Here is a 14,578-nt window from a genome sequence, read left to right as displayed (position 1 = left end):
CCTCCCGCTGGCCATCAGTGACCGACAACGGCGGGATCTTCGGACCAGGACGACTCACACCCAACCAACGACGAATCTCCGACTCAGGTCACTAGGTTCTGTCCCGCCGATCATGTCCGGAGCCAGATGATGGTTGCTGCGACGGTGACGGTGCCCAGGTAGACGTATGCGCGCTTGTCGTACCTCGTGGACACAGCCCGGTAGTTCTTGAGCTTGTTGATCGCCCGTTCCACAGTGTTGCGCTCCTTGTCGAAGCCGGGTGGACGACCCCCTGCCCGGCCCCGGCGTACGCGGTTCACGGCTTGGTCGCTCTTCTCGGGGATGACGTGGCGGATGCCGCGTCGCCGCAGGTAGCGGCGGGTCCGGCGATTGCTGTATGCCTTATCGGCGCTCACGCTGTCCGGTGTGGTGCGCGGGCGGCCCGGCCCGAGTCGAGGCACTCGAATGCGTTCCATGACCGGCTCGAACTGCGTGCAGTCCGCCCGCTGGCCTGCCGTCAGCAACAGTGAAAGCACGCGGCAACACCCGTCGGCACTCAGGTGAATCTTGGTGGTGAAGCCTCCTCGGGAGCGACCGAGCGCCTCACCTCCTGCACCACCTCCGCCAGGCGGGCGCACAGCCTCACCCACGGTCTTCCGCTCTGGTGTGCTATCGCGGCCGCCCCTTTTGCCGCGGCGGGCGGCGGAGCTTTCCGCGCGCCGGCCGCATGCTGGTGGGCACGGATCGAGGTGGAATCAACCGAGACGTCCCAATCGATCCCACCGGCGGCATCGACCTGGGCCTGCACCTGCTGGAGCAGCCGCTCCCAGGTTCCGTCGGCCGACCAGCGCCGGTGGCGCTCGTAGACGGTCTTCCACGGCCCGTAGCGTTCCGGCAGATCACGCCACTGCACCCCGGTCCGCACCCGGTGCAGGATGCCGTTGACCACCTGGCGGTGATCGCGCCACCGCCCGCAGCGGTTGTTGCCCGTGGGCAGGAGCGGCTCCAGACGTCGCCACTCCGCCTCTGTCAGATCCCCCCGACCAGTCACGCAAGAGCCAACGAACCAGTGGGTGACATGGGTACGGTCAGCACCTGCGATGCCACCACGCCAACTCCGGATCTTCCGTCGGCTCGTGATGCGTTCGTCCGAGGAGCACCGCGTCCAGGCGCTCGACCTGCACCAGGAGTTCGCTGGCGGCCCGTGGCGGAAGCATGAACAGAGCGTCTTGCAGCTTGTCCCGGGCCCAACCATCGCCGCAGCAGGGGCAGGTGAACTCCGCCTCCCATTGCCTCCACCGGCGCCTCGTGCCGTGGACACGCACGGACCACACGCTCAGCGCCACCGCCACGATGCCCGGAGACAATCGTTCTCGTTCGAGTACACGGACAGCGGCATTCGCCGCTCCCGACAGACCTGGGACATCGCGATACCGCACCCACGGTCTACCCCAGCCGCGTTCCCGCGGCCGAATCGAAGCTGGTGTTCTACGAGGCACGGCCCCTTCGGATGCAAGTCATGGACGGCATCCTCCCACAGCCCAAGATCGGCCGGACAGAACCTAAAGGGCTGATGTGGTGTTTTCGCTGGTCAGGGTGGTTCTGGCTGGTGTGGTTGGTGGGTTTCGGGCAGGGTTTTCGGGTGGGTGTGCCGGAGGGCTTCGGGGTGGCCTGGGGTGGCTGGTGGTGTTCTCGGTGGGGCCGTGGTGTTCTCATCCGATCTCCGAACCCCGATGCCGGGGTAGGTGTGCCGTGCTGTGGCAGCCGGTGGTTGACAGGTGGTCGGTGCTGTCGCGGCGCGGGGTTGCTGCCTGCGGTGGTAAGCAGTTGGGCGGGTGCGGCTCCCTTCGGTGTGATGGCGGGTCAGAGAGGTTGCGGGGGAGGGCTGCGGGCGGGGTGCCGGCCGGGCTCCTGAGACCGCGTTTGAGATCTCATGGATCGGTGGGTGAGAGCGGTCGCGGGCCTGGTCGGGTGGCGGGGCGGCCGCGGGTGAGTCGGCGGACCATGATGCCGATCATCGCCCAGCGGATCATGGTCTCGGAGCGGGCGGGGCTGGTCTCGTGGTCGCGGGCGAGGCGGCGGTGGGCGGTGAGTCATGAGAAGGTGCGCTCGATCGCCCAGCGCTTGGGCCGGACCTGGAAGCCGCGCTGGTCAGGGGCCTTGCGGACGATGTCCAGCTCGCGGCCGAGGATACGGGCGGTCCACTCGACCAGGCGGCCGGCGAAGCCCTGGTCGGCCCAGAACCTCTCGATCCGCGGGTGGTCGAGCCGGGCCCACAGGAGTGGACGGCGGGCGCCGTCGCGGTCCTGGACGCTCGCGGCCACCACATGGACCGCAACGAGCAGGCCCAGGGTGTCGGTGACCAGGAACCGCTTGCGGCCCTTGACCTTCTTGCCCGCGTCGAAGCCCCTGGTCGCAGCCGGCACGGTGTCGGCGGTGCGGACGGACTGCGAGTCGATCAGCCCGGCACTCGGCTCCGCGTCGCGGCCGTCCGCCTCACGGACCCGGCCGCGCAGGGCGTCGTGGATCCGCTCGACGGTGCCGTCGTCGTGCCACCAGGTGAAGTACCAGTACGTCGTCTGCCAGGGCGGGAAGTCTTTCGGCAACTGCCGCCAGGCACACCCCGTCCGCACCACGTAGAAGATCGCGTCCACGATCCGCCGCCGCGGATGCTTCTCCCGCCGACCGCCCTTCGGACCCACCCGCGCCGGAGGAAGCAACGGCTCCACCAAAGCCCACCGATCATCCGGCAGGTCCGACGGATACCCACCCCTGATGCCGCTCACCCAGGGCTCAACGATCCCACCAGCCGCAGAACACGCCAGATCTCAAACACGGTCTCAGCAGATCTTGATTGAGCACCCGTTCTGTCTCGATGAAGGTTGACGGCCCTGCCCCGGCCCCGGAGGCCGCGGCGACACGCGACTACGCTCTCCGGGTATGACCAGCGCTGACGCCGTTCCCAAGTCGAGGTTTCTCGTCCTGCACGATTACGGCATGGGCGGCTGCTGGTGGTGGGTGCAGGCGAGGTCGCCTCGGGAGATCCTTGAGACGTTCGCCGAGGTCGAGGTTGTCACTGATCCCGAGGTCATCGCTCGGGCCGACTGGGACCTCGACGAAGTCGACATCGACGCCGCGACGATGCCCCCGGGGCTCGACGGGCTGAAGGCCAAGCGTGACGGTCAGCGAGGGCTTCCCGGCTTCGCTGCTCTGGCGGACAGGGACATGCTGCATGTTCGTCGGAGCTGGGACGCGGACCCGACGACCTATCTAATGGAAGTGGGCCGGGACGGCCGGAGGCTGCGGCAGGTTGTGCTGACTGAAGAGGGGACGGCTCTCAGGAGCACCCCGGACGACTGGCCGTTCAATCCGCCGGTCGTGGACCTCTTCGACCCCAATCTGGCGAACTGGGAGATCCCTGCTGCGGAGTTCGAGGCTGCCTGGCTCAGCGCGCGCCATATGGATGCCTGATCTGCACTCGCATCTTCGGTGAGACAGAAGCGGGTCCGTCAACCTTCGGTGAGAATCGCGCAACCTCCGGCGAGACAGAACAGGGTCGCCCGGGATACCTTGACGGCCCATCAAGGTGCCCGGCATCGGCGCAGGCCGGAGCCGTTCACAGCTCCCACGCCCCGTACCGGGCCTGGGCGGCAACGGCTCCACCATGTCCCACTCGGCATCGGACAGCTCATGACGACGTATCACCGCATCATGATCCACTACCCAAGATCACTTTGACGACACCGCCCAGGAAGCCGGTCCCTCGGCGAACCGCCGGTCGTGCAACGGCCACCGGCCGGCTCCGCAACAGTCCCGAGGGGACGTCAGCGGGGCCGGTCGGAAGCCGTGGGCAGGTGGCGTTCCGCGGCCAGCCGGGCGACGTCGCGCAGGCGCGTGAAGTAGGCGGCGCAGTACGTCTCGTCGATCAGCGGCACCGCCCGGTCGAGGTCGTCGACGCACCACCACAGTCCGGCGGCGGCCTCCGGGTCCAGGGTGCCCGCCAGCTCGCGCGAGACCAGGCCCGCCACCGCCGAGTCGACCATGATCAGTTCCACGCCGGCGACGGCCACCCCGCGGTAGCTCTCCGGGTAGGGGAGGGCGAGGAAGTCCTGCCACACCTCCCGCAGCGCGCCGGTGCGGGGTGGCGCCGGCGGAAACCGCTGCGCCACCGCCTCGAACACCGCTCGCACCAGCCGCACCGCCCGGGCGTGCATCAGGACCCCGCCGGTGACCTCGCCCGCCGCGAGCCGATCGCGCAGCCGTACGGCCTCGGCGAGTTCGTCCGGCAGCGGGTCGGGCAGCCGGCCGTCCAGCGCGAGCAGGGCGTGCACCACCGCGACGGTGGCGAACTCGTGCCGGCAGTAGGCGTACCTCAGCAGCTCGCGGGCGGTGTCCAGGGCGCTCGTCACGCGCTGCGGGGCGTCGGCCGGTGGCACCAGGTCTGCGATCAGTTCGGCCATCCCCTCGAAGTCGGGGGCGGTGCCCCAACTGCGCGGGTCCATCGGGAAGTTCGGCATCGTGACAGGTTAGCGGGCCGGTGGGCGCCGAGGTCCGGGGGAGGGCTTGGGATAAGGGTTGCTAGCGTGGCGGGCGTTTCGTCGTTCCGACCGGGCGGCCGGGCCGCTACCCGGGCGGGGCCGGGTCGCCTGGCAGGTCGACGGGCCCGGCCCCGACTGCCCGCCGGAGGCTGTCACGGACCCCTGTCAGGCCCTTGCTGGAGAGGACGCGACAGGGCACCTGTCGCTTCCTGTGACCTGCACCAACATCCCCGGGCCCCCGCCCGCTTCCCATCGTGGCAGCCGCCCCGGCCGCCGCGCCCGCAGTGTCCGTGGGGTGGGTGACACTGGGGCGATGTCCGCCTCGTTCTCGTCTTCGTCCTGGTCCTTGTCTTCGCTGTCCCCGTTCTGTGTGCCGGTTGTGCTCGCCGAGGAGGAGGGGTGGTGCGTGGTGATGGTGGATGCGGACCTCGAAGAGCCGCAGGACCTGGACCTGCTGGAGATGGCGCTGTGCGCGGCGGCCCGGACGGGCAAGCGGGTGATGGTGGACCTGTCGATGGTCGACTTCTTCTCCTCCGGCGTGCTCGACGCGCTGCTGGGGGCCGGGCGCCGCGGACAGGACCCGCTGTGGCTGGCCGGGCCGCTGAGCCCGAGCACTCTGCGGCGCCTGGAGCTGACCGCAACGACCGGACTGTTCCACCTGACCGCCTCCCTCCGAGAAGCCCTCGCCCCGGACACCGGGCAGTCCGCCCCCAACACCCCGTAGGGCCCGGGCCTGGCCATCGGTCTGCTGCCGTCTTGCCGGGTTCGCCTTGCCGGTTGCGCTGTCCTGTTCCCGTCGGGGCGCTCCGCCCTTTTTGCGGGTTTCCCCATCCGTTCGTTCTTCGGCGTCGAAGGGTTCCTGCCCGATGATGTTGACTGCCCGGCATCAACCGCGTTGCGGGCGGGCGGGAGAGGAGTGGCGTGGAGATGATCAGCGGCAGCGGTCTGCACGGGCGGCCCTGGCCGGAGCTGATGCCCGACGGGCGTCCTGCTCTGGTTGTTCCCGCCGATCCGGGGCGGCCGGTGCTCGCCGCGGACGGCTGGGCCGACCGCGAGAGTGCCCTGGGCCGGAGCGCCGATGCGCACCCCGGCTGGTCCGCGGACCTCGAAGGCCACTACCTGGTCGTCCGCCGGACCGGGAAAGCGCTCTGGTTCGAGGGCGAGGTGGCCGCCACCCGTGAGTGGCGCCGCCGCGTGCGCGACCGTCGCCTTCTGCTGCTGGTCACCGGCCCGTTCACCAGCGTCTTCGACCTCCGGCCCGTCGCCGCCTCGGGCCGGCTGTTCTTCCTCAGCACCGCGGTACGGCTCCTCGGCGACCTCTGACTCGACGCCCCGGCCACCACCGCATCGACGCCGTCGGCCTCTACCTTCGTGTTGCTGGGCGTGGTCCGCTGTCTCGTCGGGCCGGCCGTCCAGGCCTGGTCTTGCCGGGTGTGGGGTTGTTCGGCCCGGATTTCGGTTCTGCTCGGTGTGTGACCTCGCTGCGTTTCGGGAGCCGTTGTCGCGTTCTGGTGGACCAATCCGGGCGGGTGGCCGGGCGGTGTCCGGCGGTCTGGTGGCGTTCTGGAGGTGGGTGGTTTCGGTGACGTTGGGTGGTCGGTTCCCTCGGCCGGGTGGGGCCGCTCCGGGCCGGGCGGGTTGTTCGGGGGTCGGGGCTGTTTCGGGGTGTTCCGGTGAATTGCCGGCGCGTCGGAAATGCCGCCGGTTTCCGTTCTGGTTTTGCGTTGTCGATTCGGTCTGAATTGCGGTCGGTCGGGGCTGTTTCGGCGGGTCGTGAATTCGCGGGTCGGGTTCACCGGGGGATAGGGGCACCGGGTGCGGTACGCGCCCGGCCGCTGCCGGGGCCGTGCGGGTGGCCGTCGCCCGGCCCCGGGCCGTGTCCGGTGCCCGTGCGGGGTGGGGGCTGCTCCCCACGGCCGGGAGCGGCCCGCCGGTCGCCCGCCCCGGGCCGTCCTGGCCGCCATCTCCCGGCCCGGTGCGGCTGCGCCTGGTCGTCGTCCTGGTCGTGGCCGGGAGGGGGCTGGGTCGCCTGGCGGGTACGGGGCGACGACGGTTGCGGCCCGCGCCGGGTCGCTCCCGACTGGCACGCGCGGGAGTTGTTGGTGGCTCTGGTGCGCGCTGCGGGTGGTGGGCTGGTCTTCGATGGCGGGCACGTGCCGGCCACCTCGACCCGGCCACCTCGACCCGGGCGGTCGACGGGGCGATCCGGGACGTCCTCTACGAGCTGTTGCCGGACGCCGGCGGTGCGGCTCTCGCCGGCCTGACCGCGCCCGGCGTCGGCCGCCGTGCCCGGCGTCGGCCGCCGTGCCCGGCGGGGACGCCCTGTCGCGGGGGTTGTCGCGTCGGGGGTGCTGTCGCGGTGTGTGACGTGGGTGGGAGGCCCGGATCCCCCGTGTGCGGGCGGACCGCGACAGCCGTCGCAACAGGGGTGCGGCGGTGCCCCCCGTCCGGCTGCGCCTGGTCGTCGTTCTGGTGGTTGTGCTGTGTTCCGGGGGCGGGAGGCCCGGGCCGGACGGCAGTGGCCGGCCCGGCGCCCTGCCGCCGCCCCGGTCCGGCCCGCCCGTGCTGCGCCCCCGGCCCGGCCCGGTGCGACCGTGCGGGGCGGGGGCCGGGTGCCGCCGTCCGGCCCGCCGCTGCTGCCGGCCGCCGTCCGGCCGGGTGCGGCTGGGCCTGGCCGTCGTGCTGGCGGTGGTGGCGGTGGCGGCGGGCTGCTGTCCGGGCTTTCCCAGGGCTGTCCCAGCCATGTCCTACCGGCGTCTCGGCACGCCGGTTATGTCCGTTTCGCTGGGACGGTCTCAGGCTGTATCCCCTGGTGGGGGCGTTTCGCGTGCCGGGCTGGGATGGGGCTGGGACACGGCCCCGCCGCCCGTGACCCGTCTCATCGAAGTTTGATCTGTCTCACCGGAGTTTGACCGGCTGGGATTCGTCTCATCGGACTTCGACGTCGCAGGTCAGGTACGGTGCGGCCATGATCGAGGGTGTTCTTTCCGACGTTGACGTGCCTGCTGGGATGCTGCTCGCGGGCTACTTCGTCGCGGCGTCCGAGCGGCTCGCGGGTTCGGGTACGCCCTGTGCGGAGCGGCTGGTCACGGCGTCCGAGTGCCTGAGCGACCGGCTGTCGCAGGATGGCTGCTGGTTCGCTACCGTGCGGGAGGCGTTGGCGGCCTGCCTGCTGTTCCCGGTGCCCGCGGAGGCGCGCCTGTGCGCCCTGCTGGTGCCCTCCGAGCATGTCGGCGGCTTCGTCGCGGACATCCGCGCGGCCGGGACGGACGAGCCGGTGCTGCTCGCCCACCTCGGCGGTCGGGGCGCCGGCGCGACTGCCGCCCGGGAGATGGCCGAGAACGGGAACGAACTCGGCTGGGAGGTACTCGGCTACGACTACGGACTGCTCCACAGCTGGCTCTGCAATGACCTGTACGACGATGGTGTACTCAGTCTCGGCGTGGGCGCCAACGAGCACGGCCTCCTGCCTGACCGGGATGCCGCCGAGCGCGTCGCCGCCTGGGCCAACACGCGTGGCGACACCAAGCCGGTCACCTGGTTCCCCGGTGCCCTGATCGAGTGGGACACCCCGATCGAGAGCCGCCCCGGCCCGGCCACCATCGAGCCGGAGCCTTCTACTACGCAGCCCTGGTGGCGTCGGATTCTCCAGCTCTGACGCGCCTGCAACTCAGGTCGAGCCGCGAGATGTCGACACCGGTCAAACTTCGTTGAGACGCGTCAAAGTTCGGTGAGACGGGTCAGCCCGCTTGACCTTTGACAGGTGACCTTGACCGATTGCCAGGTGACTTTGACCGGTCGCTAACCTGTGCGCGTGATGCCCACCGATGATCGAAGCTTCCCTCCGGCACTCGCCGCCGCGATGGCGACTCCGTTCGACTGCGACGGCGGTGACAGGGTCGACTTCGAGCCCTTCCTGCCTTCCTGTCCGCCGAGGAGACCACCAACTGGTTCCGGGCCTGGACCGGCAACCGAGGACCTACACGGTGACGGCTTCCGCATCTTCGGCCAGGACGGCACCGGCGGATACGCGGGACTCTGGCTGGCCCGCCCCACACCGGCGCTCGCCGAGCAGCCGGTCGTCTTCCTCGGGTCCGAGGGCGAGACCGCAGTCATCGCGCGGGACCTGGGTGACTTCCTGTGGCTGCTGGCCGACGGTCTCGGCCTCTGCGAAGCGGCCGATCCGCACGAGCGCCGGCGTGCAGCGCGCCCAGCCCCGGGATTGAGGTCCGTCGCGGAAAAGTTCGCACCAGGGCGAAACCGGTCGGCTGCCGCAGTCATCGAGCTGGCCGTCCAGGAGTGCCCCGACTTCGAGGACACCATCGCGGAACTCTGCCGCTGACCCCAGCAGCCACCCGGCGGTCAAACTCGCCTGCCAAACGGTCAAGGTCGCCTGTCAGAGGTCACCGAGGCCCCGGTCCGGGTGTTCCCTGCCGTTCGGTCAGCGGGAACTGTCCGGACGCGGACGGCGTCACTGTGGCTGGTGCGGGATGGACAATGAGGGCAGTGAATGAAGCGGTTCGTGGAAAGCGTGATGGGGCAGTTCGTCGTGGCGGCGACCGCCTGTGCGGTGCTCTTCGCTCTGCTGTGGACGCTCGCGTGCTGGGTGCTGGGTGAGCTCGTCGAGGGAATGCCTCCTCTTCAGAAGTAGCCCACCTCCGGGACACGGGCCGGGCTCTGGGGGCCCGCGCTCCTGTGCGTGCGCGAGTGCGACGTTGTTCTTCCCGGCGATGGCGGGCCGCCGCCCCGGCGCCCTGCCGCTGCCCCGGTCCGGCCCGCCCGTGCTGCGCCCCGGCCCGCCAGGCGCCCCGCCCAGCGGGTGCGGCCGCCGTGCTGCTGCCGGCCGCCGTCCTGGTCGTCGTGCTGATGGTGGTCCTGGCGGTGGCGTCCAGCTTCTTCCCGGGCTGTCCCAGGGCTGTCCCCGCCGTGTCCTACCGGTGTCTCGGCACGCCGGTTATGTCCGTTTCGCTAGGACGGTCTCAGGCTGTATCCCCAGGTGGGAGCGTTTCGCGTGCCGGGCTGGGACGGGGTTGGGACACGGCCCCGCACCCGCCGCTGACCTTTGACAGGTGACCTTGACCGTTCGCCAGGTGATTTTGACTGCTGGTGGGTTTCTGCCACCTGGTCTTGACCGAGGTGGGGTAGATGGCGGTGGCCAGGCAATTGGTTCCGCGTTCGGCATCGGTGAGAATGCCTGGGTGAAGACCTGGACCGACGACCTTCCGCAGATACCGTTCTCCTGCTGCGACCTCCCGGAGGGCGGGGAGTGGATGACCCAGGAGGAGGCCGCGACCTACCTGGGCATCGGGCCGGTCCATCTCAACGGGTTGACGCACAACACCCACCGGATCGATCTGGTCCGCACCACCGGCAAGGACCTGGTCGTCACCCGCGCCAGCGTCGAAGCCGAGAAGCACTGGCGCGCCACCGCTCCTCGCTGGCGCAAGCTCCTGCGGCTGTTCAAGGACATCGCTCTCTCGGGGGTCTGACAGCGCTCAAGGTCGCCTGTCAATCGGTCAAGGTCACCTGTCAAAGGTCACCGCCGCGCCTCCTGTTCGGCTGCTGCCGCCCCGTCAGGCCGCCGCCCGCCGCCCGCCGCTGCTCGCTCGGGGGCCGTCGGCTGCCGACCGGACCGGGGCCCGGGTTCGCCGCTGCCGGGCCGCTGCCGGGCCGCCGTCCCGGGGCCGCCCTTCCCGGCCGATCTGTGTCCAGCTGCCTCTTCTGTGTCCTGAGGGGGCTGTTTTCCCTGGTGGGAGTGGTTCGCGCGTCATCTGTGTCCATGTGTGTCTGCTCCCGGCCCGCCAGGCGCTCCGCCCAGCGGGTGCGGCCGTCGTGCTGCGTCCGGTGGCGAGCTGCTGCTCCTGGCCGCCGTCCCGCCCCGTCCGGCCCCGCCCGGTCCCGCCCCGTCCGGGGCCGCTGCCTGGCCGTCGTGCTGGCCGTCGTGCTGGCGCTGGTGGCCGGGCTGGGACAGGGTTGTCCCAGCCATGTCCCACGGGTGTCTCAGCGCGCCGGGTATGTCCGTTTCGCTGGGACGGTCTCAGGCCTTTTTCCCTGGTGGGGGCGGTTCGCGTGCCGGGCTGGGACACGGCCCCGCCGCCCGCCTGCTGACCTTTGACAGGCGACCTTGACCGATTGACAGGTGATCTTGACCGGTAGCCGTGCCGTAGGCGCGAGACCGATCGGCCACCCGCCGCGGTCGGGCCGAGCGAGTCCTTGTACCTTGCCCGGATGACCAACACCGCCGCTCCTTCGCCGTTCAGGCGCTTGGTGGCCCACCTCGGCCTCGTCCACCGTTCAGGAGGAGAGCCGTCGCCCGGGGCACCCCGGAAGTCCCGGTTCGGCCTCTTCGTCTCGCCGCGCCTGGACCAAGAGCTGGAGGAACTGCGGACCCGAGTGGCAGCACTCGAAGGACTCGTTCGGGACCAGGGCGCAGAACCTCCTGCCGGACGCGACTGAGCCGTCAAGGTCACTTGTCAATCGGTCAGGGTCGCCTGTCAAAGGTCGCCTGCTCGCTGCCCACTTGCCGTCTGCTTGTCTGCCGCGAGGACGTCGCCGCCACCCGCGCTCCGGGCCGGCCCGCCGCCCGCCGCCCGCCGTCCGTCTGCCGTCAGGACGTCGTCCCCCGGCCCCGGCCGCCGCGGCACGCCTGCCATCCCGGGCCGGTGCCGCAGGCCCGGCCCCCGCACTGCCCCGCCGCCGGGCCGCCAGGCCCTGGCTCCCCGCCACCCCCACGCGGCCGCAGGCCGCCCGCTCGACCAGGCGGACCAGGCGGACCAGGCGGACCAGGCGGTGGAGGAGCTGGAGGACCAGGCGGTGGAGGACCGGAAGGTGGTGGTGCCCGGCTGCGCCCTGCTCCGCTGTCCGCTCTGCCCGGCGTCCTGCCCCGCCGGGCCTGCTCCTGCCCGGCCCCGTGCCGTCCGGCGTTGTGCGGGTTCCGGGAACCGGCCCCGGATTCCACCGTCCGCGCTGCCCGTGAATTCCATTAAATTGCCGCCGGACCGGACGGTGCTGTGCCCGCGCGCGGTGTTCTGCGGTGTTCTCCGGCGGACCTGGATTTCGCGGTACGGGACAGCGGCCGATGACACCCCTTCCGACACCGGTCGCTCCACCCGGCCGAATGCGCTCCGGTGATCTCCGGAATACCCCCCGATTTCGCCGCACCGAACCCCTGATTTCCCCGCCGGAATGATCAGCCGGAACGGCCCCGTCGATCCGCCTGATTCCCTCTCGGGTTTCATCGCTCAACCCGGCCGTGTTCAGCCTTCGGCCACCGGTCCGACCGCCGCGTGTTCAGCATCGGAATCACGGCCGGTTTCACCCCTGCGCGCACCGCCGGATTCCCCGGCGGAACGCCTTCCCGCACGGCCTCGATTCGCCGCCGCGCCGGGCGCCGGATTCGCCCCGCGCCCCGGCCCGAAGCTCCTGCGGGCCGCACACCCGCCGCTGTCCCACCGTCCTGCTGCTCCGGGCCGGGCCGGGTTCGGTGGTCAGATGTCGGGGTGGGTGGTGTGGCCGGGCAGGTGGCCGTAGGTGGTGCAGAACCCGCAGTGGCAGGTGGTGAGGGAGTTGGCCTGGCAGTGGGCGAGGGGCCAGAAACGGGAGGCGCACGGGCCGGGGTCGACGGGGGTTTTGTCGTCGGGGAGGGTGCGCCGGCACCAGTTGCACCGGATGGCGGCGGGAACGCCGGCCTGGCGTAGTCGACGAGTGGCTGCCTCGGCGGCGGCGAAGGGGATGTCCTCGCGTGCGGTGACGGGCGCGCTGTCCAGCAGTTGTCGGCTGTGCCACAGGCTCAGGCCGGTGACCGCGCGGACGGCCCGCAGGGCTGCCGGCCCGCCTGCTGAGGCGTCGGTCAGCAGGACGGTGAACTGCGGGTCTTCCACGGCTCTCCTCCGGGGTGTTGTGGGTGGTGCCGAACAGGGGGCAGTCAACTCGTCGCAGGACGCCGGGCCAAGGAGATATCAGCCCGCGCACACCCCGGGAGGACACCCACAGGGGTGTGCCGTCGCCCCCTGGGGGCCGCAGGCCGCCTACCCCGCCCCCACCGCGCGGCACCACCCGGTCCCGGCCGCGCCCGCTGTGCCCCCGCCAGGGGGCCGCAGGCCACCACCACGGACCCGCCCGCCACTCCGGCCGGTGCCGCAGGCCCGGCCCTGCACCTGCCCCGCTGCCGGGCCGCCAGGTCCCGGCCCCCGACCGCCCACCGGTGCGGCCGCCAGGCCGGCACCCCGCCGCGGCCGCAGGCCGCCCGCACTGGGAACGGGGTGGGGCCGCGGGTGCGGGCGGTGGGGTGCTGCGCCCCGGCCCATGTTCGTCCCCTGCTCGCCGACCGGGTGGTGCTGCTCCTGGTGCCGCCTCTGCGGGGCGGGGGGGCGTGACAGCTCTTGCATCTCGGACCCGAGCCGTCGACACCTCTTGCATCGTTGGCCCGTCGCAGGCCGCAGGGCTGCCGGTGCGGTTCGCGAAGGGGGGTGGCGGCAGGCGGCCCGGGGCGGGTTCGGTGCCCGGCCGGGGAGCGCCCGCCGCGCCCTGCCGCAGGCCTGCGCCGCACCCGCCCGGCGCCGCCGCCGCGCTGCGCCGGTGGCCGCCGCCGCGCCCTCGGGAACGGGTGCCGTACCGGTCGCTGCGCCCCGTCAGGGGCCGTCCCCGGCCGTGCCGGGGGCCGGGCCCATGCTGGCCCGCGGTGGTGCCCGGTGCCCGGCTCGGCGGCCCCCGGGCGCACCTCGCCGTCGGGGCCGATGCCGGGGCCGGCCTTTGCCCGCCGCGCACGAGTGATGGTCTGCATGTAGCTGTCAGTTGAGGATCGTCATCGAGATGTCAGTGGAATCCATGCCTTGACCAGGCAATTGAGACTGACGCGACTTGCAGACTTCGCGTGACATCTCTGACGAAATCCCAGGACGATCTCGTGCAGACCGCTACGGCGCGCTTGGAGTTGTCGCAGCTGAGGGCCTTGAAGGCGGTGGCTTTCGGCTTTGGTCGGCTGCGGCATGCATCTCCGGTTGAGACTGTTGCCGCGTCCGGATTGATCGGCGGGATCGTCTCGCGGCGTGGCCGTTCCGTGCCTTCGACACGCCTGACCCGGCTCCAGGACGCAGAACTCACTCGTCCGGGTTCCACACAGCTCTGTATCTGCTTAGCTCGTCGTCGGTCAGCTTGAGGTCGCCGCTGACAGCGAGCACAGTGGTGTCCCAATCGCGGTAGCCGTCACTGCGTGGAGTGAGCAGGACACCGATCGAGGTGAGATCCGACAGATCAGCGGTTTCACCGCGTTCATGGTGGCGTAGTTCGAGCCAGGCAGAGAACGCCGCGCGTGTCTGCTCCGAAAGGGTCGAGCAAACAACGAAGCCGAGCTGGTCCTCTGCTGGCCCGGCGAAGAAGGTACGCGCTTGCCACTTCACCGTTTCGGGGTCGGTGTCTCGGAAGGCGGAAAGAGAGTCGAGAAGGAGACGCCCGAGATCGCTTCGGTACCCGACGGGCAGACTGTCGAGAGATGCCAGGACCTTTTGCCAGTTCTCAAGTTCCTCTGCCTCCAGGGGGCTGGTGGCGATGTCTTCCAGCATGATGCGGACCATGGCGTGAGCTTGGTCGTCGTCGCTGCCGGCAGGAGCGGTAGGGAGTTGAGGGACGGATTGGGGCTTCCCGCGCTTGGGGGGCGGGAGGATGAATGGGCCCCGGGGCGGCGGCAGCAAGCTCGTAGTAGCGCTCGGGCTCTGCACCCAGGATGGAGGTTGGGGCGCCGACCCGGTGTAGGTATCCGACCACTGCGTGGGTGGAGCGCAATTGATTGAACAGGAACTCCCAGTCGCGCCTCAGTAGAGCGATCACGGGGATCTTGCAGGAGAGTGCAGGTGTAGCCAACTCCTGGGGAGGGTCCGGATGCTCGATGATGATCACGCCGACCCACTCGATGGCGGGGCTGTCGACTTGGATGCGCCGACCGCGGCCGTTCGTCATCTGGACGCTCAGGGGCCTTCGCCCGTGAAGGTGGACACGCGGTTGGTTGTCACGCGGCGAGTGTGAGTTTAGCGGTGTGGTGTCGGTGTTCGTAGTCGTTGGGGCTG

Annotated in this window: 11 protein-coding genes and 1 pseudogene; 7 read left to right on the top strand and 5 right to left on the bottom strand. The window is 70.9% G+C overall.

Features of this window, described 5'->3' with window-relative positions; all coding sequences use genetic code 11:
* Nucleotides 1-110: 110 nt before the first annotated feature.
* Nucleotides 111-1,030 (bottom strand): IS5 family transposase gene (locus tag ACIP60_RS38035; protein WP_400694174.1). Its coding sequence is split into 2 segments (ribosomal slippage): nucleotides 111-680 and nucleotides 683-1,030, totalling 918 coding nucleotides; the frame shifts between segments, so codons are not numbered across the junction.
* Between the two features lie 880 nt (nucleotides 1,031-1,910).
* Nucleotides 1,911-2,804 (bottom strand): annotated as a pseudogene (locus ACIP60_RS38030) (IS5 family transposase).
* 115 nt (nucleotides 2,805-2,919) lie between these two features.
* On the opposite strand from ACIP60_RS38030, the gene ACIP60_RS38025 reads away from it, so the two are divergent.
* Nucleotides 2,920-3,450, top strand: a complete 531-nt coding sequence (locus tag ACIP60_RS38025) for a hypothetical protein (protein WP_400694171.1) — start codon at nucleotides 2,920-2,922, stop codon at nucleotides 3,448-3,450.
* A gap of 353 nt (nucleotides 3,451-3,803) precedes the next feature.
* Here ACIP60_RS38025 and ACIP60_RS38020 read toward each other — a convergent pair whose 3' ends face one another.
* Entirely contained in the window at nucleotides 3,804-4,496 is a 693-nt protein-coding gene (locus ACIP60_RS38020; RefSeq protein ID WP_400694169.1) for a hypothetical protein, read from the bottom strand.
* A 334-nt stretch (nucleotides 4,497-4,830) separates the two neighbouring features.
* Between ACIP60_RS38020 and ACIP60_RS38015 the strand changes: the two genes are divergently transcribed.
* From ACIP60_RS38015 to ACIP60_RS37990, 6 genes are all read left to right on the top strand, one after another.
* Nucleotides 4,831-5,241 carry a hypothetical protein gene (locus tag ACIP60_RS38015; RefSeq protein ID WP_400694167.1) on the top strand — a complete coding sequence of 137 codons (411 nt, stop codon included), beginning with the start codon at nucleotides 4,831-4,833 and terminating at the stop codon, nucleotides 5,239-5,241.
* Nucleotides 5,242-5,438: 197 nt separating this feature from the next.
* A complete protein-coding gene (locus tag ACIP60_RS38010) occupies nucleotides 5,439-5,840 on the top strand; it encodes a hypothetical protein (protein ID WP_400694164.1) in 402 nt (133 codons plus the stop codon).
* Between the two features lie 1,645 nt (nucleotides 5,841-7,485).
* Nucleotides 7,486-8,175, top strand: coding sequence for a hypothetical protein (locus tag ACIP60_RS38005; RefSeq protein ID WP_400694161.1), 690 nt, complete (start codon nucleotides 7,486-7,488; stop codon nucleotides 8,173-8,175).
* A gap of 156 nt (nucleotides 8,176-8,331) precedes the next feature.
* Nucleotides 8,332-8,859, top strand: coding sequence for an SMI1/KNR4 family protein (locus tag ACIP60_RS38000; RefSeq protein ID WP_400694158.1), 528 nt, complete (start codon nucleotides 8,332-8,334; stop codon nucleotides 8,857-8,859).
* A gap of 168 nt (nucleotides 8,860-9,027) precedes the next feature.
* Nucleotides 9,028-9,168, top strand: coding sequence for a hypothetical protein (locus tag ACIP60_RS37995; RefSeq protein ID WP_400694155.1), 141 nt, complete (start codon nucleotides 9,028-9,030; stop codon nucleotides 9,166-9,168).
* A gap of 547 nt (nucleotides 9,169-9,715) precedes the next feature.
* Entirely contained in the window at nucleotides 9,716-10,006 is a 291-nt protein-coding gene (locus tag ACIP60_RS37990; protein ID WP_400694153.1) for a hypothetical protein, read from the top strand.
* Nucleotides 10,007-12,004: 1,998 nt separating this feature from the next.
* On the opposite strand, the gene ACIP60_RS37985 is transcribed toward ACIP60_RS37990, so the two are convergent.
* Nucleotides 12,005-12,397: a ribosomal protein L7/L12 gene (locus tag ACIP60_RS37985; RefSeq protein WP_400694150.1), complete on the bottom strand. Its 393-nt coding sequence runs from the start codon at nucleotides 12,395-12,397 to the stop codon at nucleotides 12,005-12,007.
* A gap of 1,218 nt (nucleotides 12,398-13,615) precedes the next feature.
* Nucleotides 13,616-14,089 (bottom strand): hypothetical protein, encoded by a 474-nt coding sequence (locus ACIP60_RS37980; RefSeq protein ID WP_400694148.1) that lies wholly within the window; start codon nucleotides 14,087-14,089, stop codon nucleotides 13,616-13,618.
* Between the last annotated feature and the right edge of the window lie 489 nt (nucleotides 14,090-14,578).

Origin of the sequence: Kitasatospora sp. NPDC088783 (genome assembly GCF_044750705.1) — a bacterium.
Taxonomy (GTDB): domain Bacteria; phylum Actinomycetota; class Actinomycetes; order Streptomycetales; family Streptomycetaceae; genus Kitasatospora; species Kitasatospora fiedleri.
This window is presented reverse-complemented; position numbering and strand designations above follow the sequence as displayed.

Excerpts from the sequence above, each read along its gene's own strand:
- ACIP60_RS38020 (WP_400694169.1), bottom strand. The coding sequence starts at position 4,496 with ATGCCGAACTTCCCGATGGACCCGCGCAGTTGGGGCACCGCCCCCGAC.
- ACIP60_RS37980 (WP_400694148.1), bottom strand. The coding sequence starts at position 14,089 with ATGGTCCGCATCATGCTGGAAGACATCGCCACCAGCCCCCTGGAGGCA.
- ACIP60_RS37995 (WP_400694155.1), top strand. The coding sequence starts at position 9,028 with ATGAAGCGGTTCGTGGAAAGCGTGATGGGGCAGTTCGTCGTGGCGGCG.
- ACIP60_RS38015 (WP_400694167.1), top strand. The coding sequence starts at position 4,831 with ATGTCCGCCTCGTTCTCGTCTTCGTCCTGGTCCTTGTCTTCGCTGTCC.
- ACIP60_RS38005 (WP_400694161.1), top strand. The coding sequence starts at position 7,486 with ATGATCGAGGGTGTTCTTTCCGACGTTGACGTGCCTGCTGGGATGCTG.
- ACIP60_RS38025 (WP_400694171.1), top strand. The coding sequence starts at position 2,920 with ATGACCAGCGCTGACGCCGTTCCCAAGTCGAGGTTTCTCGTCCTGCAC.